24 protein-coding genes and 1 tRNA gene are annotated in these 21,120 nt (G+C 63.5%); 9 read left to right on the forward strand and 16 right to left on the reverse strand.

Features of this window, described 5'->3' with window-relative positions:
* Window positions 1-7 precede the first annotated feature (7 nt).
* The 7 genes from crcB to CF70_RS27195 form a co-directional block, all read right to left on the reverse strand.
* Window positions 8-388: a fluoride efflux transporter CrcB gene (crcB, locus tag CF70_RS27165; protein ID WP_035872335.1), complete on the reverse strand. Its 381-nt coding sequence runs from the start codon at window positions 386-388 to the stop codon at window positions 8-10.
* Entirely contained in the window at window positions 388-918 is a 531-nt protein-coding gene (gene moaE / locus CF70_RS27170) for a molybdopterin synthase catalytic subunit MoaE (RefSeq protein WP_035872337.1), read from the reverse strand. The genes crcB and moaE overlap by 1 nt, the downstream gene beginning before the upstream one ends.
* A 1-nt stretch (window position 919) precedes the next feature.
* Window positions 920-1,177 carry a molybdopterin converting factor subunit 1 gene (moaD, locus tag CF70_RS27175; protein ID WP_035872339.1) on the reverse strand — a complete coding sequence of 86 codons (258 nt, stop codon included), beginning with the start codon at window positions 1,175-1,177 and terminating at the stop codon, window positions 920-922.
* 14 nt (window positions 1,178-1,191) lie between these two features.
* The gene (gene glp, locus CF70_RS27180) at window positions 1,192-2,433 is read right to left on the reverse strand and encodes a gephyrin-like molybdotransferase Glp (protein WP_035872341.1); all 1,242 of its coding nucleotides are present in this window, start codon (window positions 2,431-2,433) and stop codon (window positions 1,192-1,194) included.
* Between the two features lie 189 nt (window positions 2,434-2,622).
* Window positions 2,623-4,071, reverse strand: coding sequence for a threonine synthase (gene thrC, locus CF70_RS27185; RefSeq protein ID WP_035872345.1), 1,449 nt, complete (start codon window positions 4,069-4,071; stop codon window positions 2,623-2,625).
* Window positions 4,072-4,079: 8 nt separating this feature from the next.
* On the reverse strand, window positions 4,080-5,390 hold the full coding sequence (locus CF70_RS27190) for a homoserine dehydrogenase (protein ID WP_035872348.1): 1,311 nt from the start codon (window positions 5,388-5,390) through the stop codon (window positions 4,080-4,082).
* 64 nt (window positions 5,391-5,454) lie between these two features.
* On the reverse strand, window positions 5,455-6,687 hold the full coding sequence (locus tag CF70_RS27195) for a pyridoxal phosphate-dependent aminotransferase (RefSeq protein ID WP_035872411.1): 1,233 nt from the start codon (window positions 6,685-6,687) through the stop codon (window positions 5,455-5,457).
* A 315-nt stretch (window positions 6,688-7,002) separates the two neighbouring features.
* Between CF70_RS27195 and CF70_RS27200 the strand changes: the two genes are divergently transcribed.
* The 5 genes from CF70_RS27200 to CF70_RS27220 all read left to right on the forward strand — a co-directional run bounded on the left by CF70_RS27200 (window position 7,003) and on the right by CF70_RS27220 (window position 11,477).
* Window positions 7,003-7,383 (forward strand): Mth938-like domain-containing protein, encoded by a 381-nt coding sequence (locus CF70_RS27200; RefSeq protein WP_035872350.1) that lies wholly within the window; start codon window positions 7,003-7,005, stop codon window positions 7,381-7,383.
* A gap of 143 nt (window positions 7,384-7,526) precedes the next feature.
* Entirely contained in the window at window positions 7,527-7,988 is a 462-nt protein-coding gene (locus CF70_RS27205) for a peroxiredoxin (RefSeq protein ID WP_035872353.1), read from the forward strand.
* A 382-nt stretch (window positions 7,989-8,370) separates the two neighbouring features.
* Window positions 8,371-10,095 carry a PhoH family protein gene (locus tag CF70_RS27210; protein WP_035872356.1) on the forward strand — a complete coding sequence of 575 codons (1,725 nt, stop codon included), beginning with the start codon at window positions 8,371-8,373 and terminating at the stop codon, window positions 10,093-10,095.
* A gap of 168 nt (window positions 10,096-10,263) precedes the next feature.
* The gene (locus CF70_RS27215; RefSeq protein WP_035872362.1) at window positions 10,264-10,746 is read left to right on the forward strand and encodes a hypothetical protein; all 483 of its coding nucleotides are present in this window, start codon (window positions 10,264-10,266) and stop codon (window positions 10,744-10,746) included.
* A gap of 71 nt (window positions 10,747-10,817) precedes the next feature.
* Window positions 10,818-11,477 carry a C40 family peptidase gene (locus CF70_RS27220; protein ID WP_035872364.1) on the forward strand — a complete coding sequence of 220 codons (660 nt, stop codon included), beginning with the start codon at window positions 10,818-10,820 and terminating at the stop codon, window positions 11,475-11,477.
* A gap of 88 nt (window positions 11,478-11,565) precedes the next feature.
* Here CF70_RS27220 and CF70_RS27225 read toward each other — a convergent pair whose 3' ends face one another.
* The 8 genes from CF70_RS27225 to CF70_RS27260 form a co-directional block, all read right to left on the reverse strand.
* The gene (locus tag CF70_RS27225; RefSeq protein WP_035872368.1) at window positions 11,566-12,576 is read right to left on the reverse strand and encodes an inorganic phosphate transporter; all 1,011 of its coding nucleotides are present in this window, start codon (window positions 12,574-12,576) and stop codon (window positions 11,566-11,568) included.
* Window positions 12,577-12,589: 13 nt separating this feature from the next.
* Window positions 12,590-13,216, reverse strand: a complete 627-nt coding sequence (locus tag CF70_RS27230; RefSeq protein WP_035872371.1) for a DUF47 domain-containing protein — start codon at window positions 13,214-13,216, stop codon at window positions 12,590-12,592.
* A gap of 211 nt (window positions 13,217-13,427) precedes the next feature.
* Window positions 13,428-14,819 (reverse strand): replicative DNA helicase, encoded by a 1,392-nt coding sequence (locus CF70_RS27235; protein ID WP_035872375.1) that lies wholly within the window; start codon window positions 14,817-14,819, stop codon window positions 13,428-13,430.
* A gap of 240 nt (window positions 14,820-15,059) precedes the next feature.
* A complete protein-coding gene (gene rplI / locus CF70_RS27240; protein ID WP_035872378.1) occupies window positions 15,060-15,512 on the reverse strand; it encodes a 50S ribosomal protein L9 in 453 nt (150 codons plus the stop codon).
* Window positions 15,513-15,543: 31 nt separating this feature from the next.
* Window positions 15,544-15,822: a 30S ribosomal protein S18 gene (gene rpsR / locus CF70_RS27245; protein WP_006163606.1), complete on the reverse strand. Its 279-nt coding sequence runs from the start codon at window positions 15,820-15,822 to the stop codon at window positions 15,544-15,546.
* 3 nt (window positions 15,823-15,825) lie between these two features.
* Window positions 15,826-16,125: a primosomal replication protein N gene (priB, locus tag CF70_RS27250; RefSeq protein WP_017228959.1), complete on the reverse strand. Its 300-nt coding sequence runs from the start codon at window positions 16,123-16,125 to the stop codon at window positions 15,826-15,828.
* 74 nt (window positions 16,126-16,199) lie between these two features.
* The gene (gene rpsF / locus CF70_RS27255) at window positions 16,200-16,574 is read right to left on the reverse strand and encodes a 30S ribosomal protein S6 (RefSeq protein ID WP_006163598.1); all 375 of its coding nucleotides are present in this window, start codon (window positions 16,572-16,574) and stop codon (window positions 16,200-16,202) included.
* Between the two features lie 101 nt (window positions 16,575-16,675).
* On the reverse strand, window positions 16,676-17,674 hold the full coding sequence (locus CF70_RS27260) for an asparaginase (RefSeq protein WP_035872416.1): 999 nt from the start codon (window positions 17,672-17,674) through the stop codon (window positions 16,676-16,678).
* A gap of 224 nt (window positions 17,675-17,898) precedes the next feature.
* Between CF70_RS27260 and lexA the strand changes: the two genes are divergently transcribed.
* The 3 genes from lexA to CF70_RS27270 all read left to right on the forward strand — a co-directional run bounded on the left by lexA (window position 17,899) and on the right by CF70_RS27270 (window position 19,077).
* Window positions 17,899-18,555 (forward strand): transcriptional repressor LexA, encoded by a 657-nt coding sequence (gene lexA, locus CF70_RS27265; protein ID WP_035872382.1) that lies wholly within the window; start codon window positions 17,899-17,901, stop codon window positions 18,553-18,555.
* Between the two features lie 109 nt (window positions 18,556-18,664).
* Complete coding sequence (locus CF70_RS37090) at window positions 18,665-18,832, forward strand: hypothetical protein (RefSeq protein ID WP_200876818.1); 168 nt, start codon at window positions 18,665-18,667, stop codon at window positions 18,830-18,832.
* 169 nt (window positions 18,833-19,001) lie between these two features.
* Window positions 19,002-19,077: transfer RNA gene (locus tag CF70_RS27270), tRNA-His, on the forward strand.
* 171 nt (window positions 19,078-19,248) lie between these two features.
* Here CF70_RS27270 and CF70_RS27275 read toward each other — a convergent pair.
* The gene (locus CF70_RS27275) at window positions 19,249-19,524 is read right to left on the reverse strand and encodes a hypothetical protein (RefSeq protein ID WP_035872385.1); all 276 of its coding nucleotides are present in this window, start codon (window positions 19,522-19,524) and stop codon (window positions 19,249-19,251) included.
* Window positions 19,525-20,005: 481 nt separating this feature from the next.
* On the opposite strand from CF70_RS27275, the gene CF70_RS27280 reads away from it, so the two are divergent.
* Complete coding sequence (locus CF70_RS27280; RefSeq protein WP_035872388.1) at window positions 20,006-20,947, forward strand: DUF808 domain-containing protein; 942 nt, start codon at window positions 20,006-20,008, stop codon at window positions 20,945-20,947.
* Window positions 20,948-21,120: the final 173 nt, after the last annotated feature.

Raw genomic sequence — 21,120 nt, forward strand, 5'->3', positions numbered from 1 at the left:
GCTACCTTCAGGCCAGCAGCCGGTAGGTCCACAAGCCCAGCGCGGTCAGCAGCAGCGAGCCACCAAGATGCGCGGCCAGGTGAACCGCCGCCCAGCCATAGTCGCCCGCCATCAGGTTGGCGACAACCTCGCTGGAGAAGGTGGAAAAGGTGGTCAGGCCACCCAGGAAGCCGGTCACGGCCAGCAGGCGCCATTCGGGCGACAGATCCGCGTGCGCGCCAAAGAATCCTGCCGCCAGGCCGATCAGGTAACCGCCCACCAGGTTGGCCGTCAGCGTGCCATAGGGCAGCGCCGGGTTGGCCGCATTCCACAGGACCGAGAACACCCAGCGCAGCCAGGCCCCCATCGCGGCACCGACCCCGACCGCAACAAAACCGAGCCCGCCCATCAGTGCTTGATGCCCGTGTCTTCCGCCCGCACCGGGGTGGCGCTGCCTTCCGGCGCCTCGCCGCTGGCATTCAGCGAGCGAATGCCCCAGCGCGCCAGCGCGGACTCATCGGTCACCCGCGCGTCGACCCAGCGCGCGCCCTCCGGCGTCTGTTCCTTTTTCCAGAACGGCGCTTCGGACTTGAGGTAATCCATGATGAACTCGCAGGCGGCAAACGCATTGCCGCGATGCGCGGAGGCCACCGCCACCAGCACGATCTGGTCCAGCGGCAGCAGGGGGCCGACCCGATGCACGATGGTGACGCCGAGCAGTTCCCAGCGCTCACGCGCAACGGCTTCGATCCGCGCCAGCGCCTTTTCGGTCATGCCGGGATAGTGTTCCAGTTCCATCGCGCTGACCGCGCTGCCGTCGTTCATGTCTCGCACGGTGCCGATGAAACTGGCCACCGCGCCCACGCCCGGCTGGCCGTGGCGCAATGCCGCTACCTCCGCGCCCAGGTCGAAATCCTCGCGCTGCACTCTGACGCTCATGTCAGCCTCCGGTCACCGGCGGGAAAAACGCCACTTCGCAGCCGTCGGCCAGCATGCTGTCAGCGCTCGCCACCTCATGGTCCACGGCCATGCGCAAGGCCCGGCCTTCAGCCAGCACCTCGGCCCACGCACCGCCGCGGGCGCCCAGCCACCGCCGCAGGTCCGCAACGGTGGCCACCGCCGGGGGCACCTCGACCCGTTCCTGTCCCAGGCCCAGCTGCTCGCGCACGCTGGCAAAAAAACGCAACTCGATATGCATGGCGGTCTCGCTCCTCATGCCAGCAGGCCGTCGAAAGCGATGTACTGCACGGTGTCGCCCCGCGCGATCGCCTGGTTGGGCGGATTGTCGACCAGGCCGTCGCCCCACACGGTGGAGGTCAGCACCCCCGAACTCTGGTTGGGAAACAGGTCGAGCCCGCCGGCCTGGTTGACACGCACGCGCAGGAACTCATTGCGGCGGTCGCCCTTGCGCAGGTCGAAATCGGCACGCAGCGGCAGCCGGCGCGGCAACACGTTCTGCACGCCCTGCAGCCGCAGGATAAAGGGCCGCACGAACAGCAGGAACGTCACGAAGCTGGAGACCGGATTGCCCGGCAGGCCCAGGAAACAGGCCGGCGCCTGATCGCCGCGCGCTACCTCGCCGAAGGCCAGCGGCTTGCCCGGCTTGATGGCGATCTGCCACAGGTTGAGCCGCCCTTCCGCCTCCACGGCCGGCTTGATGTGGTCTTCCTCGCCCACGGAGACGCCGCCGGAGGTGATGATCAGGTCATGCCCATCGGCGGCCCGGCGCAGGGTGTCGCGCGTGGCGGCCAGGGTGTCGGGCACGATGCCGAAATCGCTGACCTCGCACCCCAGGTTTTCCAGCAGTCCGCGCAGCGTGAAGCGGTTGGAGTTGTAGATGGCACCGGGCTTGAGCGGCTCGCCCGGCATGGCCAGTTCGTCGCCGGTAAAGAACACCGCCACCTTGATGCGCCGCACAACGTCCAGCGCCGCCTGCCCTACCGAGGCGGCCAGCCCCAGCGCTTGCGGTGTGAGCCGCGTGCCGGCTGGCAGGATCACGCTGCCGGCGCGGATGTCCTCGCCGGCCCGGCGGATCCACTCGCCCGGTTGCGGCGCGTGATTGACGATCACATCGTCGCCTTCCGCCACGCACTGTTCCTGCATCACCACCGCGTCCGCCCCCGGCGGGATCAGGCCACCGGTGAAGATGCGGGCAGCCGTGCCGGCCGCCAGCGCCGTGCCGACATGGCCGGCGGGAATGCGCTGGGCCACCCGCAGCCGCGCGCCCGGCGCGGTCACGTCGGCACTTCGCACGGCGTAGCCGTCCATCGATGTATTGTCGGCCGGCGGCACGTCCAGCGTGCTCGATACCGGCACGGCCAGCACGCGCCCGTTGGCGTCCAGCGTGGCGATGCGCTCGGACTCGGCGAGAGGGCTGGCGCCGGCCAGCAAGGCTTCGAGAGCCTGGGCCATGGTCAGCATGGGGGGACGGGCGGGCGCGGCAGCTTGGGTCATGACGGAAACAGGTAGGTAAGTCAGCGTGAGACAGCAAACCCATGGCCATCCATCCGCCATGGGAAACGGCCCGCGTACCGCCGCCGATACATCCGGGCCAATGCGAGGGCCGTGCGATTCAGCTCGGCAAGTCTGATTGTAGCGAGTTGGCGCGCAGGCGGCAGGAACGCCGCCTGCAGGGGCTGGCGCCTACAGGCCCGTGTGGCCGGCGATATAAGCCTTGATCCGGTCCACCTCGGCCGGCACCACCTCGAAGCGCTGCGGCAGGTTTTCGATGCCTTCGAAGCTGGCCGGACGCTCCGGCTCGTGGCCAAGCGCCTCGCGGATGGTGTCGGCGAACTTGGCAGGCAACGCGGTTTCCAGCACCAGCATCGGCACGCCGGGCGTGAGATGCTCGCGCGCGACCTTGATGCCGTCGGCGGTATGGGTATCGATGGTGATGCCATAGCGCGCGGACAGGTCGCGGATGGTGGCAACGCGGTCCTCGTGCGTGCTACGGCCCGAGACAAAGCCGAAGGCGCGGATGCGCTCGAATTCCGGCGTGCCGGACAGGTCGAAGCCACCCTTGGTGTCGATGTCGTCGCGGAACATCGTCGCCAGCTTGCCGGCGTCGCGGCCCAGCAGGTCGAACACGAAGCGCTCGAAGTTCGAAGCCTTCGAGATGTCCATGCTCGGGCTGGAGGTGTGATACGTCTCGGCCGACTTGCGCACGCGGTAGGCGCCAGTGCGGAAGAACTCGTCGAGCACGTCGTTCTCGTTGGTGGCGACCACCAGCTTGTCGATGGGCAGGCCCATCATGCGCGCGATATGGCCGGCGCAGACGTTGCCGAAATTGCCGGACGGCACGCAGAACGACACCTTCTGGCCGGGGCCGTCGGTAGCCAGCAGCCAGCCCTTGAAGTAATACACCACCTGGGCCACCACGCGCGCCCAGTTGATCGAGTTGACCGTGCCGATCTTCTGGCGGGCCTTGTAGTCGAGATCGTTGGAGACCGCCTTGACAATGTCCTGGCAGTCGTCGAACACGCCTTCGACCGCCAGGTTGAAGATGTTCGGGTCCTGCAGGCTGAACATCTGCGCGGTCTGGAACGCGCTCATCTTGCGGTGCGGGCTGAGCATGAACACGCGGATGCCGCGCTTGCCGCGCATGGCGTATTCCGCCGCGCTGCCGGTGTCGCCGGAGGTGGCGCCGAGGATGTTCAGCTCCTGCCCGGCGCGCGCCAGCGCGTACTCGAACAGGTTGCCGAGCAGCTGCATGGCCATGTCCTTGAAGGCCAGCGTGGGACCGTTGGACAGGCCCAGCAGTTGCAGCGGCGCGCCACCCTCTTCGCCCAGCGTGCGCAGCGGCGTGATATCCGCGGTATTGTCGCCGGGGCGGGCGTTGCAGTACACCTCGGCGGTGTAGGTCTTGCGCGTCAGCGCGCGCAGGTCCTCAGCCGGGATGTCATCGCAGAAGCGGGACAGCACTTCAAAGGCGAGATCGGCGTACGACAGCTTGCGCCAGGCTTCCAGCTCGTCGGCCGTGACCTGCGGGTACTCCTGCGGCAGGTACAGGCCGCCGTCCGGCGCAAGGCCGCCCAGCAGGATCTCGGAGAAGGTTTGCGGCATCTCATGGCCGCGCGTCGACTGGTATTTCATCGGTGCGTTCAGTTCAGTTCTTCCATGCGCAGGCGCGTGACGGCCGACAGCACGGTCGGCAGCGCTTCGATCTTGGCGATGGCGGCGTTGACCTGCTTCTCGAGGGCGAGGTGCGACAGCATGATGATGTCGGTCTGCGGCTCGCCTTCACGCGATTCCTTCTGCAGCATGGCATCGATGGAAATGCCGGCGTCGGCCAGGATGCGGGTGATGTCGGCCAGCACGCCGGTCTCGTCCGCCACGCGCATGCGCAGGTAGTACGAGCTGGTGACTTCCTCGATCGGCAGCACCGGCACGCTGGACAGCTCATCCGGCTGGAACGCCAGGTGCGGCACGCGGTGCTCGGGGTCGGCAGTGTGCAGGCGGGTCACGTCGACCAGGTCGGCGATCACGGCCGAAGCGGTCGGCTCGGCGCCGGCACCCTTGCCGTAGTACAGCGTGGCGCCCACGGCGTCGCCCTGCACCAGCACGGCGTTCATGGCGCCTTCCACATTGGCGATCAGGCGCTTGGCCGGCACGAGCGTCGGGTGCACGCGCAGTTCGATGCCGTTTTCGCGGCGGCGCGTCAGGCCCAGCAGCTTGATGCGGTAGCCCAGCTCTTCGGCGTAGCGGATATCCACGGCCGACAGCTTGGTGATGCCTTCCACGTAGGCCTTGTCGAACTGCACCGGCATGCCGAAGGCGATCGAGCTCATCAACGTGATCTTGTGCGCGGCGTCGATGCCTTCGATGTCGAAGGTGGGATCGGCCTCGGCATAGCCCAGCGCCTGGGCCTGCTTGAGCACGGTGTCGAAGTCCAGGCCCTTGTCGCGCATTTCCGACAGGATGAAGTTGGTGGTGCCGTTGATGATGCCGGCGATCCACTCGATGCGGTTGGCGGTCAGGCCTTCGCGCAGCGCCTTGATGATGGGGATGCCGCCGGCCACAGCGGCTTCGAAGGCAACGATCACGCCCTTCTTGCGCGCGGCCTCGAAGATCTCGTTGCCATGCACGGCCAGCAGCGCCTTGTTGGCGGTGACCACGTGCTTGCCGTTCTCGATGGCCTTGAGCACCAGTTCGCGGGCTATCCCGTAGCCGCCGATCAGTTCGACCACGATATCGATCTCGGGACGGGTGACGACTTCGTTGGCGTCCGCCACCACCTCGACCTGCCCACCGGTCAGCTCGCGGGCGCGCTCGGTGTTGAGGTCGGCCACCATGGCAATCTCGATGCCGCGCCCGGCGCGGCGGCGGATTTCTTCCTGGTTACGTTGCAGCACATTGAAAGTGCCGCTACCGACGGTACCGATGCCAAGCAGGCCTACTTTGATGGGATTCATGGACGATCTGACTCTGAGTTGCTGAAAAATGGATGACGCCGCAAACGGACCGGTTCGGGGCCGTTCAGGCCGCGTGGCCGTGGCGCTTGCGATATGCCTCGAGGAAACGGCCGACGCGGCCGATGGCCTCGCGCAGGTCTTCCTCGTGCGGCAGGAACACAATACGGAAATGGTCGGGCTTGCCCCAGTTGAAGCCCGTACCCTGCACCAGCAGTACCTTGGACTCCTGCAGCAGTTCGTAGATGAACTCCTGGTCGTCCTGGATCGGGTACATCGACAGGTCGAGCTTGGGGAACAGGTAAAGCGCGGCCTTGGGCTTGACGCAGGTGACGCCGGGAATCTGCGTGATCAGTTCATGGGCAATATCGCGCTGGCGGCGCAGGCGCCCGCCTTCATTCACCAGGTCGTTGATGCTCTGGTAGCCGCCCAGCGCGGTCTGGATGGCCCACTGGCCGGGCACATTGGCGCACAGGCGCATCGAGGACAGCATGTTCAGCCCCTCGATATAGTCCAGGGCGGGCCGCTTGTCGCCCGACACCACCATCCAGCCGGACCGGTAGCCGCACGAGCGGTAGTTCTTCGACAGGCCGTTGAACGTGACGGTCAGCACATCGGTCGACAGCGAGGCGATCGAGGTGTGGGTATGGCCGTCGTACAGCACCTTGTCGTAGATCTCGTCCGCGAAAATGATCAGCCCGTGCTCGCGCGCGATCGTCACGATGCTCTTGAGCAGTTCGTCCGAGTACAGCGCGCCGGTGGGATTGTTGGGGTTGATGACGACGATCGCCTTGGTACTCGGCGTGATCTTGGCCCGGATATCGTCGAGATCGGGCATCCATTCGTTGGCCTCGTCGCACACATAGTGCACCGGGGTACCCCCCGAGAGGCTCACGGCGGCCGTCCACAGCGGGTAGTCCGGCGCCGGCACCAGGACTTCGTCGCCGCTGTTGAGCAGCGCGTTCATCGACATCACGATCAGTTCCGAGGCGCCGTTGCCGACGTAGATGTCGTCCAGGCCAACACCCTCGATGTTCTTCTGCTGCGTGTAGTGCATGATCGCCTTGCGCGCGGCGAAGATGCCCTTGGAATCCGAGTAGGCTGCCGAGTTGGGCAGGTTGCGCATCATGTCCTGCTGGATCTCTTCCGGCGCGTCGAAGCCGAACACGGCCAGGTTGCCGATGTTCAGCTTGATGATCTTGTGGCCTTCCTCTTCCATCTGCTTGGCCTTCTCCAGCACCGGGCCGCGGATGTCATAGCAAACATTGTTGAGCTTATTGGATTTCTGGATCGGTTTCACGGCGATGTCGGCAGGAGGCAAGCGCCGCCGGCTGGCGGCAGCAATCTAGGGAATCTGGGTGGGAAAGGAGCGGCCCGTTGTGCGCATCCGCTGCGATGCAACGCAAAACGTGGCAGGCAGGAAGGCAAAAGCTATAATTTATCGGATTATGACAGACTTCGGCAGGGATTCTTGCATTGCAGCGTACGGCGCCGTCACCCGGCCCCCGCGACGGCAACCCCCTCCCGGCCTGCCCCAAAATGCTCTCAACCCGCCTTGCGCGGCCCGGCCGGGTGCCGGACGGCCGCCCAAGGCAGCGCCCGATAAGGTTTGCCCTTGAAACTCCACGCTGACCAGCCCAATGCTCTCAATACGGTGACGTCCTACGGACCGGGCTATATCGACATCAATATGGTGCGCTACACGGAATCCGTGCTGGTCATGCCCGAGGGCGAGATCCGGCCCTGGCCGGTGCAGCGTTTCGAAGACCTGGAGCCGGCGCATTTCGAAGGCCTGCTGGCGCACTCGCCCGAGGTGGTGCTGCTTGGCACCGGCAACCGCCTGCGCTTCCCCCACCCCCGGCTGACCGCGTCGCTGGCGCGCCTGCATGTGGGCGTAGATGCGATGGATCTCCAGGCCGCCTGCCGCACCTACAATATCCTGATGGCTGAAGGCCGCAAGGTGGCGGCCATCCTGCTACTGGAAGACCCGGCCTGAGCCCGCCGCGCCGCCTGCCTGGCGGTGCCGCAAGTTAAGCCCGCGCCACGCTTGAAGTTTCCGGGCCCGCCCCCATCTGCCGCCACCATGGTGGCAGCACTCATGCAGCCGCCCCCTTCCTGCCCCTCCCAGGAGCCATAAGAATGACAGTCAGTCTCAGCAAGCCCGTACCCGATTTCAGCGCGCCCGCCACCGGCGGCACGTTCAGCCTTGCCGACCAGCGCGGCAAAACCGTCGTCCTGTATTTCTATCCCAAGGACAACACGCCGGGTTGCACCACCGAAGCCATGAACTTCCGCGACCAGCATGACGATTTCGTCAAGGCCGGCACCGTGGTCTTCGGCATCTCGCGCGACAGCCTGAAGTCGCACGAGAACTTCAAGGCCAAGCTGGAACTGCCGTTTGAGCTGATCTCCGATGGCGATGAAGCCGTCTGCCATCTGTTCGATGTCATCAAGATGAAGAAAATGTATGGCAAGGAAGTGCGCGGCATCGAGCGCAGCACCTTTATCATCGACGGCAAGGGCATCCTGCGCCACGCCATGCGCGGCATCAAGGTCCCCAACCACGTCGACGAAGTCCTGCAGATCGTCCGCGCGCTCTGATTCGGGCGGCTGCCGGGCCATTCCCTGGCCCTGGCGGACGGCACGTTTAATGCGCCGCAGCAACACCCTCGCAAGTCGTCTCGGCCAGCGATTGCAAAACAGAAAACGTTCGGATACATTGGCCTTTAATGAGTTCAGATTCCGGATGCCACGCTGCTTCATCGTCCCGGCCCAGGCGCTTCCTGCCACAGGCCGGTAGCGGACCTGCCGTGTCTCCGGTCCGAAAAAAAGCCGCCAAACCTGCCCCCCAGGTCTGGCGGCTTTTTTGTTTGTACTGCCCCCACGCACAGGACACGATCGGCAAGTCCGCGGCGCCAAGCGGCCGCGCCAGTGTCCTGCGCCGTTTTCCAGCCGTCTTCTCCCCCTGAAAGGAAAGCCAAGCATGCCGCTGCCGACCATGCCCGCCAAGCCTGCCCAATTGCTTGACCCGAGCGAATTCGCCCCGGTGACCAAGCTGACCAAGGCCAAATCAGCGTCGCAGGGTAAGAAACCTGTGCCGGCGCTGGAGCGTGTGGCCTTGCTGGAAACCGGAAATAGCAAAGCGGAAGGCGCGCCGGCCGTGGTGGCCCGCGCCAGCGGTTCGACGCGAGCGCGCACCAAGGAAGCGCCTCCGTCCTCGCTGAAGTCCGTACCGCCGCTGGCCGCCGTACCTTCGGCGCCCGCCAGGCCAGTACCGAGCACCACCAATCGCCGCGCACAAAAACACGTTGGTCCCAGCAAGCTGTTCGTGCTGGACACCAATGTGCTGATGCACGACCCGTCCTCGCTGTTCCGCTTCGAAGAGCACGACGTCTATCTGCCGATGATGACGCTCGAGGAGTTGGACAACCACAAGAAGGGCATGAGCGAAGTTGCCCGTAACGCGCGCACCGTCAGCCGGACGCTGGACGCGCTGGTGGGCGGCACCGACGGCGTGCTCGACGAGGGCTTGCCGCTGGCCAAGCTGGGCAACCGCGACGCGCAGGGCAAGCTGTTCCTGCAGACCAAGCTCAACGAGATCAAGCTGCCCGACGGCCTGCCGCAGGGCAAGGCCGACAACCAGATCCTGGGCGTGGTCAGCGCGTTGCAGCAGCAATTCCCGGAGCGCCAGGTCGTGCTGGTGTCGAAAGACATCAACATGCGCATCAAGGCGCGCGCACTGGGCCTGCCCGCCGAGGATTACTTCAACGACCAGGTCCTCGAGGACAAGGACCTGCTCTACTCGGGCGTGATGCTGCTGCCCAACGACTTCTGGGCCAAGCATGGCAAGGGTGTGGAAAGCTGGCAGGACCCGAAGTCCGGTGCGATGTTCTATCGCCTGACGGGCCCGCTGGTGCCCTCCTTCCTTGTCAACCAGTTCGTCTACATGGAGCCCAGCGACGGCAGCCTGCCGCTGTACGCCCAGGTCAAGGAGATCAACGGCAAGACAGCGCTGCTGCAGACGCTCAAGGACTACACGCACCACAAGAACAATGTGTGGAGCGTGACCGCGCGCAACCGCGAGCAGAACTTCGCACTCAACCTGCTGATGCATCCGGAGATCGACTTCGTCACGCTGCTGGGCCAGGCCGGTACCGGCAAGACCTTGCTGGCGCTGGCCGCGGGCCTGGAGCAGGTGCTCGACCAGAAGCTGTACAACGAGATCATCGTTACCCGCGCCACCGTGCCGGTCGGCGAGGACATCGGCTTCCTGCCGGGCACCGAAGAAGAGAAGATGCAGCCCTGGATGGGCGCCTTCGACGACAACCTGGAAGTGCTGCAAAAGAGCGACGACAGTGCCGGCGAGTGGGGCCGCGCCGCCACCCAGGAACTGATCCGCTCGCGCATCAAGGTCAAGAGCATGAACTTCATGCGCGGACGCACCTTCGTCAACAAGTTCGTCATCATCGATGAGGCGCAGAACCTGACGCCAAAGCAGATGAAGACGCTGGTAACGCGTGCCGGCCCCGGCACCAAGATCATCTGCCTGGGCAATATCGCGCAGATCGACACGCCTTACCTGACCGAAGGCTCGTCCGGTCTCACTTACGTGGTAGACCGGTTCAAGGGGTGGAGCCACAGTGGCCATGTCACGCTGGCACGCGGCGAACGCTCGCGCCTGGCCGATCATGCCGCGGACGTCCTGTAAAGGCCACCGACCGGAAGCCGATGTAGGACCATGCCCGGCAGACTTGTCTGCCGGCTTGGCCTAGCATCAAAGCATCCGGAGCGCCCGCCACGTCGGCACCTCGCGTGCCGGCGACTGACGGGCGCTTTTTTTTGCCCCCTCCGGCTTGTTGAATCGATGGAGACATTGATGGACAACCACCTGCACCACCATCTGGCTTGCGCCCGCAAGTACACGCCCCTACTGCTATCACGGCCATTGCGGCCATTGCGGCCATTGCGTCTGGCACTCGCCGGCAGCATCGTGATTGCCGCATTTTCATGGCTATCGGCTCCCGCGCTGGCTGCCGACGAAATGGTGATCCGCACCATGGGCCCGGTCAGCTATGTTTGCGGCGGTATCGCCGCGGACGAACAGCAACAGCTGGCCGCGCAACAAAAGAACTTCAATATGGGCGTCCTGTTCACCCAGGGCGAGCGCGGCGAATTTGTCGCCGATGTGGCCGTACGCATGACGCGAGAAGGCCACGAAGTGGCCAGCTTCATGGCGTCCGGCCCGAAGTGCCTGATAAAGGCCCCGCAAGGCAGCTACAATATCGAAGCGACTTATAAGGGTCAGGCCAAGTCGATAACCGTCAGTACGGGCACATACAACGCACAGTTGCGCTGGTAGGCCCACGGGCGGCGGCTTCGCTGGCTGCCCGCCACTGGCGCGGCACCTGACCCGGGACCGGACCGAGAAGGATGCCACCGCGCCAGATAGCCCATACCGGAAGACCCGCGCCTTTGCTGGCCGGCGTTTTCGACAGCGCCCGCCTGCCCGCGCTTTGCACCGCTGCGCTGCTGCTTGCCGCCTGCGCCTCTGCTCCGCCAACGCGCCCCGGCGCCCAGTCCCGGGCATCGGCCCCGCCCATGGTCGATCCCAGCGCCGGGCTCGAAGAGGTTTCCATCCAGGCCATGTCCCTGGTTGGCACGCCCTATCGCTACGGCGGCAATACGCCTGACTCCGGTTTCGACTGCAGCGGCCTGGTGCGCTATGTCGTGCTGCGCGCCGCCAACGTCAACCTGCCGCGCACCACCGAGGCCATGGGCGACCGCGGAGTCGCGCTGGAACGCAGCCAGGTGGCATCGGGCGACCTGGTTTTCTTCAATACCACGGGCCGCGCCAATTCGCATGTCGGCATCTATGTCGGGCAGAACCGCTTTGTCCATGCGCCCTCCACCGGCGGCACGGTGCGCCTTGAGGACATGGGCAAATCCTATTGGGCCTCCCGCTACAACGGTGCCCGACGGGTCGCGACAGGGTTTACGCCTCCACCGGCTGTCTCACCGGCGCCGCAGCCATCGGTTGCGCCGCCGGCGCCGGTGGACGACGACCCCATCGCCGCATTCGCCAATCGCTGACGGCATACGGTCCCCCGCACCGCAACAAACAAAAAGCCAGGCATTGCGCCTGGCTTTTTGCATTCTTGTCAAAGAGGTGTCCGACCGCTCAGAGCACGTGCCGGCCGATCCACCACGCGATGGCTGCCATGAAGGCAGAAGCCGGAATGGTCAGGACCCAGGCCCAGACGATGTTGCCCGCCACGCCCCAGCGCACCGCCGACATCTTCTGCACCGAACCCACGCCGACGATGGCGCCCGTGATGGTGTGCGTGGTCGACACCGGCACGCCCAGCGCCGAAGCGATGAACAGCGTGATCGCGCCACCGGTCTCCGCGCAAAAGCCGCCTACCGGCTTGAGCTTGGTAATCTTCTGGCCCATGGTACGCACGATGCGCCATCCACCGAACATGGTACCCATGCCGATCGCCACATAGCAGGAAACGATGACCCAGATCGGCGGCTCCGCGCCGCCCTGCGCCACGTGACCGCTGGCGATCAGCAACATCCAGATGATGCCGATGGTCTTTTGCGCGTCATTGCCTCCGTGGCCCAGGCTGTAGAGCGAGGCCGAGATCAGCTGCAGCCTGCGGAACCAGCGGTCCACCCGCGACGGCGGCGTGCGAAAGAACGTCCAGGCCACGATCACCATCATCAGCGAACCGAGCAGGAAACCCAGCAGCGGTGAGATCACGATAAAGGCCACGGTCTTGAGCAAGCCACCACCAACCAGCGCACCGGTACCGCTCTTGGCCACCGCAGCGCCAACCAGGCCGCCGATCAGCGCGTGCGAAGACGACGAGGGAATGCCGTAGTACCAAGTGATCAGGTTCCAGGCAATGGCACCCATCAGGGCGCCGAAGATGACATAGTGATCGACGATATTAACGTCGATCGTGCCGGTTCCCACCGTGGCCGCCACCTTGAGGTGGAAGATAAAGATAGCCACCACGTTGCACATGGCGGCCATGGCCACCGCATGGTGCGGCTTGAGCACGCCCGTCGACACCACCGTGGCAATCGAGTTGGCGGCATCGTGGAAGCCGTTCATGAAATCGAACAGCAAGGCGAGCGCCACCAGCAGGGCGATCACCCACAAGCTCATTTGTATGGTCTGCATTCCGATGTGTGCCTCAGGCGTTTTCCAGGACGATGCCTTCGATGATGTTGGCAACGTCCTCGCACTTGTCGGTGATGGTTTCCAGTTGCTCGTAGATGGCCTTCAGCTTGATCAGGCGCTTGACGTCCGTCTCGTCGCGGAACAGCTTGGACATCGCCGCGCGCATCACGCGATCGGCCTCGGACTCGAGCTGGTCGATCTGCTGCGCCGTCTTCAGGATGGCGCTGGCATTGCTCATGTCTTCAAGCAGGCCGACCGCGATCTTGACCTGGTCGCAGCACTGCACGCAGATGGCGGCGAGCTTGCGCGCCTCGTCCGTCAGGCTGGTCACGTCGTACAGCGAGATGGTTTCCGCCACGTCTTCCATCAGGTCGAGGATATCGTCCATGGTGGTGATGAGCTTGTGAATCTCGTCGCGGTCCAGCGGCGTGATGAAGGTCTTGTGCAGCAGGTCGATCGTGTCGTGCGTAATGCGGTCGGCCTTCTTTTCAGTGGCCTGCACGCGGCGCGCATGCGCCTCGGCATTGGGCAGGTCGTTGACCAGCACCTCCAGCTCGCGGGCGGCGGTCACCGCGCAATCGGCATGCTGGTTGAAGTATTCGAAGAACTTGCCCTCGGTGGGCATGAATCGGCCGAACATGGAATGTTCCTTGTCGAAGCGCGGGGGCGCCGCGGGTTATTGCTGAATGAGGCAGGTACGCATTGCATGACAGCCGCCCTGGGGCGGCTGTCATCAAAACGCAATATTTTACAGGGTTGTGGAGCGAAGCCGGAGGACTTTGACAAGCGGCATGGACAATCCACCATTGCCGCCGAGCCACGATGCCCGGCAAGCCGCGCCAGGACAGGCTTCAGGTATCGTTGTCGAAGAAAGCGGGGCCGCCGCTGAAGTTGTCAAACTTCGTGAATTGACCCAGGAAGGTCAGGCGCACGGTCCCAATGGGGCCGTTACGCTGTTTACCGATAATAATTTCGGCCGTGCCCTTGTCCTGCGAATCCGGGTTGTAGACCTCATCACGGTAAATAAACAGGATCACGTCGGCATCCTGTTCGATAGCGCCGGACTCACGCAAGTCGGACATCACCGGGCGCTTGTTGGGCCGCTGCTCAAGGCTACGGTTCAGCTGCGAGAGCGCAATCACCGGACAGTTGAGCTCCTTGGCCAGCCCCTTGAGCGAACGCGAGATTTCCGAGATTTCGGTCGCGCGGTTTTCACCACCGCCCGAGCCCGACATCAGCTGCAAATAGTCGATGATGATCAGGCCAAGCTGGCCGCACTGGCGCGCCAGCCGCCGCGAGCGGGCCCGCAGCTCCATCGAGCTAAGAGCCGGAGTCTCGTCGATGAACAGCTGGGCATCGTTCATGCGCTGGATGGCATGCGTAAGCCGTGGCCAGTCCTCGTCGAGCAGGCGGCCGGTACGCAGGCGGTGCTGGTCCAGGCGGCCGACCGAGCCGAGCATACGCATGGCCAGCTGCGTGCCGGCCATTTCCATCGAGAACACCGCCACGGGCAGGCCCTGCTCCACTGCCACGTGCTCGCCGATATTCAGCGAGAAGGCGGTCTTACCCATCGAGGGGCGCCCTGCAACGATGATCAGGTCGCCCGCCTGCATGCCGCTGGTCATGCGGTCCAGATCGATAAATCCCGTCGGCACGCCCGTCACGTCGGTACTCGAGTCACGGTGGTACAACTCGTCGATGCGCTCCACCACCTGCGTCAGCAGCGGCTGGATCTCCTGGAAGCCCTTCTGTCCGCGCGAGCCCTCCTCGGCAATGGCGAACACCTTCGATTCGGCTTCGTCGAGCAGCTCCCGCACTTCGCGCCCCTTGGGGGCGAAGGCCGCACTGGCGATATCGTCGGCCGCGGTGACCAGCTTGCGCAGCACCGAACGCTCGCGCACGATTTCCGCATAGCGGCGGATATTGGCAGCGCTAGGCGTGTTCTGCGCCAGCGAATTCAGATAGGCCAGCCCGCCCACCTCCTCCGCCTTGCCAGCAACCTGCAGCGTCTCGTAGACAGTGATGACGTCGGCGGGCTTGGTGGCGGCGATCAACCGGGAGATGCTCTGGAAGATCATCCGGTGATCGAAGCGGTAGAAGTCCGCTTCGGACAGGAAATCGGCGATACGGTCCCAGGCGGCATTGTCCAGCAGCAAGCCACCCAGCACCGATTGCTCGGCCTCGATGGAGTGCGGTGGAACCTTGAGATTATCTAGTTGGGGGTCTGCGACGGGCGCGTTCATGGGAAGGGATTATAACGGTCGCCGCCAGACAGCCGGGGGAGAATTCGCAGCCGGTTGCTACCACGTCCGGCCAAGTGACGGCGGGGCAACCAGCCCGGTGGCCATGATGCAAACGCGGGTAGCGGCCAAACAAAAAGGCAGGAGCGCTTTGCTCCTGCCTTTTTGTTTGGTCAAGCCCGATACCGGCAACCGGTCCCTGCCTGCCAAACAGGCAAGCGGGACCAGCGGCAAGATCAATGCTTAGACGTGTTCGCCCAGGACGGAAACCGTCACGTCGACCAGCACGTCGGTGTGCAGCGAAACGCTGACCGGATGGTCGCCGACGATCTTCAGCGGGCCATTCGGCAGGCGCACTTGCGCCTTCTCAACCTTGAAGCCTTGACCAGCCAGTGCTTCGGCGATGTCGGCGTTGGTAACGGAACCGAACAGGCGGCCGTCCACACCCGACTTCTGGGTGATTTGCACGGTCAGGCCATTCAGCTTTTCGCCTTCGGCTTGCGAAGCTGCCAGCTTCTCGGCAGCTGCCTTTTCCAGTTCAGCGCGCTTGACTTCGAACTCGCTGATCGCGGTCTGGGTAGCACGGCGGGCCTTCTTGTTCGGGATCAGGAAGTTACGGGCGTAGCCGTCCTTCACGCGAACGATGTCACCCAGGTTGCCCAGATTGATGACTTTCTCAAGCAGAATAATTTGCATCGTGTTTTCTCCTTAACGGACCTAGGGCCGATCAGTTCTTGTGCAGGTCGGTGTAAGGCATCAGCGCGAGGAAACGCGCGCGCTTGATAGCCGTATCGAGCTGACGCTGATAGTGCGCCTTGGTGCCGGTCAGGCGGGCGGGGGTAATCTTGCCGTTGTCGCCGATGAAATCCTTCAGGGTGTCCAGATCCTTGTAGTCGATCTGTTCCACGCCAGCCACGGTGAAGCGGCAAAAGCGCTTGCGCTTGAACAGCGGGTTTTGCTGCTGGAAGCGCTTCTTGTTCTTGTTGTCACGTTTGACGAATGCCATGATTCAATCCTTTTCGAATGCTTTACATCCAGTGATGTGAAAGACGAGAGCCTTGCTGTTGCGGTGCTTGCGGGCCAGGAATCCTTCGCAGTCGAGCATCGCGCCGAGCGGAGTCCGCTCTAGCCGCTGGCCGATCTGACCGATTCCCATGGCGGCGATGGCGAATTCCACCTGCCTGGGCGTTTGCGCCTCGACCGTCTCACCCGCGTACTGCAAGATGCAGTTGACAACGGGGACCCCGGCCGGGGTGTAACGCAAGGCATCGCGTTCCGCGAGCGTTGCGCAGAGCCTTAACTGGTTCAACGCACTCTCCCGCACCGATGCCCGCACTTGCCGCCGCGGCGTTCAACGCCCACGGCAACCACAACAGTCCGCACTTAGGCGGCCTGGACTTCGCTGGTCTGTTGCGCGGCCTTGCGGGCTTCTTCGCGCTGCACTTCCTTCATCATCGGGGACGGTGCGGTTTCGGCCTTCTTGGTCTGAACGATGAGGTGGCGCAGCACCGCGTCGTTGAACTTGAACGCATGTTCGAGTTCAGCCAGGGTTTCCTTGCCGCATTCGATGTTCAGGCAAACGTAGTGAGCCTTGGCCAGCTTCTGGATCATGTAGGCCATCTGACGGCGGCCCCAGTCTTCCACGCGGTGGATCTGGCCTTCCTGCGACGTGACCAGCGTCTTGTAACGCTCGATCATGGCCGGAACTTGTTCACTCTGGTCCGGATGGACGATAAATACGATTTCGTAATGACGCATTGACGCTCCTTTTGGATAAGCCGCCCGGGCGCCATGTCCGGTGCAGCAAGGTTGGATAGCCTTAAAGTATAGCGTGTTTTTGCCCCCTCGAGCAAGCCGCCTTAGTTTTCGGCGAACAGCGCCTGCAACGCAGCGGGATCCACGGCCAGTCCGGGCGTAGTCGCCAGGGCCAGCATCAGGAGCACGCGCGCCTTATATGGATTGAGATCGCCTGCGGAAACGAAGGCACCTGAAGCCGGTCGTGGAGGTGCCGGCATTGCCACATGCCCTGCCCCGGTGCGTGAGCTACGCACCACGGCCACTCCCGCCCCGGCCGCGTCCACCAGCGCATCGACCAGCGACTGGTGAACCGACCCGTTGCCTGCGGCCGCCACGACCAGCCCCGCCACACCTGCCTGCGCCAAAGCGTCCACCACCAACCGGCCGGGCTCCGCGTAACTGGCAAGAATCTCCACCTGCGGCCATTTGGATGGCACGGCCCAGGCCTGGTCCGGCAACAGTCGGGGCGCCCGGACAAATCGCACGAGGTCGTCCTGCACGAACCCGATCGGGCCAGCCAGCGGCGACACAAAAGCGTTGACCGCTGACGTATGTGCCTTCACCACATCCCGCCCGGCATGGATTTCCTGATTAATCACCAGTAGCACGCCCTTGCCCGCCGCCCCGGCGCTGGCAGCCACCCGTACCGCGTCCAGCAGGTTCAAGGGACCGTCGGCCGACAGGGAGGTCGAAGGCCGCATCGCCGCCGTCAGTACCACCGGCACCGTGCCCACGCACGCCAGATGCAGCAGCATTGCCGTCTCCTCCAGCGTATCGGTGCCATGGGTAATCACAATGCCCGCCACATCGGCCTGCGCAGACCAGAACGCAACGCGTTCAACCAATCGGGTCCAGAGGGCGAACGACATGTCCTTGCTATCCACCTGCGCCACCTGCTCTGCCTCGACGCGGGCCACGTCGCCGAGCGCCGGCACCGCATCAAGCAGCGCCGTCACAGGCACTGTGGCCGCCTGGTACTTCGCGCTGCTGGCAGCACTGGATGAAGAACCGGCAATGGTGCCACCGGTAGCAAGCACGACGACGCGAGGCAGGAGGGACATGGCGAGATAGAGATCGAAAGCCAGAAAGATTGAGCAGCGAGCGAAAAAAGAGGCTGCAAGTGCCGCGAATTGTAACGCCCAGACTTGCGCGACACGGCGCGGCGTGCCGCGCCCGAGGCACCTGTCGATGCGCAAACTCCCAAAATTCCGCTTGCACTTCACTCGATACTGTATAAAATCACAGCATACTGTTTAAACATACAGTGCTTTCCAACACGGCGACCATGGCGACCCTGACACCGCGACAGCAGCAGATTTTTGACCTGATTCGCAGCAGCCTCCAGCACACGGGCTTTCCGCCCACACGCGCCGAGATCGCCGCCAAGTTCGGCTTCTCATCGCCCAATGCTGCCGAGGAACACTTGAGGGCCCTGGCCCGCAAGGGCGTAATCGAACTCACCCCAGGCGCCTCGCGTGGCATCCGGCTCAAGGTTTCGCGCAGCGACTCAGAACTACCAGACCAATTCTCGCTGCCAATGGCTGGCGTGATGCAACTGACGCTGCCCCTGGTCGGGCGCGTCGCGGCCGGTAGCCCGATCCTTGCCGCAGAACACATCGACCGCCAATACCAGGTCGACGCTTCGGTGTTCGACGTGCAGCCTGACTACCTGCTCCGGGTACGTGGCCTGAGCATGCGGGACGCCGGCATCCTCGATGGCGATCTGCTTGCGGTCAAGCGTGCCAGCGAGGCCCCGAACGGCAAGATCGTCGTTGCGCGACTGGGAGACGACGTCACCGTCAAACGCCTCAACCGCCGCGGCGACTCGATCGAACTCATTGCTGAGAATCCCGATTTCCCCAGCATCATCGTGCGCCCCGGCCGCGAGGAGTTCTCTCTGGAAGGTATCGCCGTCGGCTTGATCCGACCCAGCGGCTTCTGACGAGTGCGGCTGAGGCGGGCAAGCCCGTATCACGCCGACGCCCGATTGTGCCAACGCCGCCCGCTAGTCGGGCACCGCTAACTGTTGTTGCAAGTCACCAGGTGTAGCCATGCTGCCAGCCAACCGCCTCTCCGCCCGCCGCCCCGTCAAGCCCGTACCATTCCGCCAATCCAAAGGCGTGCGTATCTACCAGGGTGCGCAACGACGCACCATGGTGGGCAGCATGGCAGCCATCTGCCGCATGCTTGAGCTGGAGGAGTCGGCCAAGCTTTCATAGGTGGGCCACAGCAGCACTCACTTGCGCGCATCGCGGTAACCGACCTAACCGGCTGAAATCGCATAAGGCAGCGCAGAGAAAAAAATTGTGCAGAGTGCTAGCCATCTGCCTTTTGGTATTGTATGATCTTGTTCTTCGTTGCTCAGCAGCAAGCTGAACAACCTCTACGGTGGCTGTAGCTCAGTTGGTAGAGTCCAGGATTGTGATTCCTGTCGTCGTGGGTTCGAGTCCCATCAGCCACCCCAAGAATTTTCCTTGCAAAACAGCGCCTTAACCAAGGCGCTGTTTTCATTTGTGCACCCCAAAGCCAGGGGCCATTCCCGCCATCCTCCCACGGTGGGATTACTTGCTAACCGCCGGTGTCAGCACAACCCTCCTCCGTTTCTTCCACGCAGCGACCTCCCCCCATCCCTTAGCTAGTCCGCAAGAGGAAATCCAAATTCGCCGCGCTCCAGGTCTCGTTCAAATGCGACTGTCCACGAAATGCCGGTAGCTGCAGGATAGACTTGGACGTCTCCGCCCACTCGGGCGACAGTGATTTTCCGGGGGATATGACTCGACCCGCTGCCTTGCGAAATGCCCTCTTCCTCGCTCACCTCGAAGTCTTCTAGAACAAATCCATGCCGCGCGCAGGCGGATTCAAAGTCGCCGCGTTCATTCACGGGCAGTTCGTGGAACAGCTTTTGAACCATGGCTATCTCCCAGAGCCTGGCAAAATCCTAGCATGACGGCAAACCAGCTCGCATAGGACAACTGCATCCACACCGGGCAGGAGCCGTCGCTAATTGGCTCCGACACTCTCCAAAAAGCCTGAACGTGGCGGGCCCGGATAACCTGCAGAACCCCTCACAAGAGGGTTCTTGCGCGGGGAGAGACGATCGATACTCTCCCCAAGGCGCGTCTCCTGGTTATCACGGCCACACCTGTGCCAATCGATAGCGGGGGATCGTCTGCCACCGCAGGTCCGTTAGCTCGCTCACGCCTGGCGCTTCTGGCCGCCAGTTCCAACTCGATCTTCGTATGCGCTACCGCATCAGGCGGTGTCTCGGCGGCCCACATGTCATTGGACGACCTGTTCAGGCGCTCATCCATTTTCAATGGCAATATCTTGCCATGCGGCCTTGATCACCTGAAGGACCTCTCCTACTCAGCACCGACATGGGAGCTTGAAATATGGCCGGCACCAGCCTGCTTTTGCTGATCGACGACATCACCTCGATCCTTGACGATGTGGCAACCATGAGCAAGGTGGCTGCCAGGAAAACCGCTGGCGTCCTGGGCGACGATCTTGCCCTCAATGCGCAACAGGTCAGCGGCGTGAAAGCCGATCGCGAGTTGCCGGTTGTGTGGGCGGTTGCGGTGGGTTCTTTGCGCAACAAGGCGATTCTGGTACCGGCCGCGCTCGCAATCAGTGCTGCGACCCCCTGGGCGATCGTGCCACTGCTGATGGTGGGCGGCGCGTTCCTTTGCTACGAAGGATTTGAAAAGATCGCGCACCGCTTCATGCACGGAGAGTCGCGGAGCGAAGTAGATCCTCCTGGCAAACATCAGGCACAAGATCCTCCGACGGATTCAGTAATTGACGAGAAAGCGAAGATCCGCGGCGCGGTGCGCACGGATTTCATCCTGTCCGCCGAAATCATCGTGATCTCACTGGGGACCGTCTCCGGCGCGCCGTTTGGTACGCAGGTGGCCGTGCTGTCCGCCATCGCCCTCGTCATGACAGTGGGTGTCTACGGGCTGGTGGCCGGCATCGTCAAGCTCGACGATGCCGGCCTGTATCTTAGTCAGAAAGCCTCCACTCTCGCGCAAGCCGTGGGCCGCGGGATTCTTCGGCTGGCGCCTTGGCTAATGCGCGTACTTTCCGTTGTGGGTACCGTGGCAATGTTCCTGGTTGGCGGCGGGATACTGGCACACGGATTTCCTGGCATGCATCACCTGACGGAGGTAACAACGCAAATGCTTGGGGAAGTACCGTTGCTCGGCAGTGGACTGGAAATAGCGGCACCGATGTTGATCAATGCGATGATCGGCCTGCTGGCCGGGGCTTTGGTCACGATCGGCTTCACGGTAGTGAAGCGAGGAATACAGGTTCTTCTGCCGTCATCGCGCTAACTTGCGACTGGAACCTGTGCCTTGCGCAGGCGACTGCGGACAAGAAGGTTCGCTCGAAGCAGGCTTTGATCGGCCTTTTCGCCACGAGCGGATCAGAGCGCTCTGTCTGTTTCGGCGTAAACTCCGAAGGAGCGGCGTGATACGCGTCCGCAAAAGCAAAACCCCCCAGTACT

Origin of the sequence: Cupriavidus sp. SK-3 (assembly GCF_000611145.1) — a bacterium.
Lineage (GTDB): Bacteria > Pseudomonadota > Gammaproteobacteria > Burkholderiales > Burkholderiaceae > Cupriavidus.

What these genes read in the sequence shown, in the direction of transcription:
- crcB (WP_035872335.1), bottom strand. Translation starts at nt 388, where the DNA reads ATGGGCGGGCTCGGTTTTGTTGCGGTCGGGGTCGGTGCCGCGATGGGG.
- moaE (WP_035872337.1), bottom strand. Translation starts at nt 918, where the DNA reads ATGAGCGTCAGAGTGCAGCGCGAGGATTTCGACCTGGGCGCGGAGGTA.
- moaD (WP_035872339.1), bottom strand. Translation starts at nt 1,177, where the DNA reads ATGCATATCGAGTTGCGTTTTTTTGCCAGCGTGCGCGAGCAGCTGGGC.
- glp (WP_035872341.1), bottom strand. Translation starts at nt 2,433, where the DNA reads ATGACCCAAGCTGCCGCGCCCGCCCGTCCCCCCATGCTGACCATGGCC.
- thrC (WP_035872345.1), bottom strand. Translation starts at nt 4,071, where the DNA reads ATGAAATACCAGTCGACGCGCGGCCATGAGATGCCGCAAACCTTCTCC.
- CF70_RS27190 (WP_035872348.1), bottom strand. Translation starts at nt 5,390, where the DNA reads ATGAATCCCATCAAAGTAGGCCTGCTTGGCATCGGTACCGTCGGTAGC.
- CF70_RS27205 (WP_035872353.1), top strand. Translation starts at nt 7,527, where the DNA reads ATGACAGTCAGTCTCAGCAAGCCCGTACCCGATTTCAGCGCGCCCGCC.
- CF70_RS27210 (WP_035872356.1), top strand. Translation starts at nt 8,371, where the DNA reads ATGCCGCTGCCGACCATGCCCGCCAAGCCTGCCCAATTGCTTGACCCG.
- CF70_RS27215 (WP_035872362.1), top strand. Translation starts at nt 10,264, where the DNA reads ATGGACAACCACCTGCACCACCATCTGGCTTGCGCCCGCAAGTACACG.
- CF70_RS27220 (WP_035872364.1), top strand. Translation starts at nt 10,818, where the DNA reads ATGCCACCGCGCCAGATAGCCCATACCGGAAGACCCGCGCCTTTGCTG.
- CF70_RS27225 (WP_035872368.1), bottom strand. Translation starts at nt 12,576, where the DNA reads ATGCAGACCATACAAATGAGCTTGTGGGTGATCGCCCTGCTGGTGGCG.
- CF70_RS27230 (WP_035872371.1), bottom strand. Translation starts at nt 13,216, where the DNA reads ATGTTCGGCCGATTCATGCCCACCGAGGGCAAGTTCTTCGAATACTTC.
- CF70_RS27235 (WP_035872375.1), bottom strand. Translation starts at nt 14,819, where the DNA reads ATGAACGCGCCCGTCGCAGACCCCCAACTAGATAATCTCAAGGTTCCA.
- rplI (WP_035872378.1), bottom strand. Translation starts at nt 15,512, where the DNA reads ATGCAAATTATTCTGCTTGAGAAAGTCATCAATCTGGGCAACCTGGGT.
- rpsR (WP_006163606.1), bottom strand. Translation starts at nt 15,822, where the DNA reads ATGGCATTCGTCAAACGTGACAACAAGAACAAGAAGCGCTTCCAGCAG.
- rpsF (WP_006163598.1), bottom strand. Translation starts at nt 16,574, where the DNA reads ATGCGTCATTACGAAATCGTATTTATCGTCCATCCGGACCAGAGTGAA.
- CF70_RS27260 (WP_035872416.1), bottom strand. Translation starts at nt 17,674, where the DNA reads ATGTCCCTCCTGCCTCGCGTCGTCGTGCTTGCTACCGGTGGCACCATT.
- lexA (WP_035872382.1), top strand. Translation starts at nt 17,899, where the DNA reads ATGGCGACCCTGACACCGCGACAGCAGCAGATTTTTGACCTGATTCGC.
- CF70_RS37090 (WP_200876818.1), top strand. Translation starts at nt 18,665, where the DNA reads ATGCTGCCAGCCAACCGCCTCTCCGCCCGCCGCCCCGTCAAGCCCGTA.
- CF70_RS27275 (WP_035872385.1), bottom strand. Translation starts at nt 19,524, where the DNA reads ATGGTTCAAAAGCTGTTCCACGAACTGCCCGTGAATGAACGCGGCGAC.
- CF70_RS27280 (WP_035872388.1), top strand. Translation starts at nt 20,006, where the DNA reads ATGGCCGGCACCAGCCTGCTTTTGCTGATCGACGACATCACCTCGATC.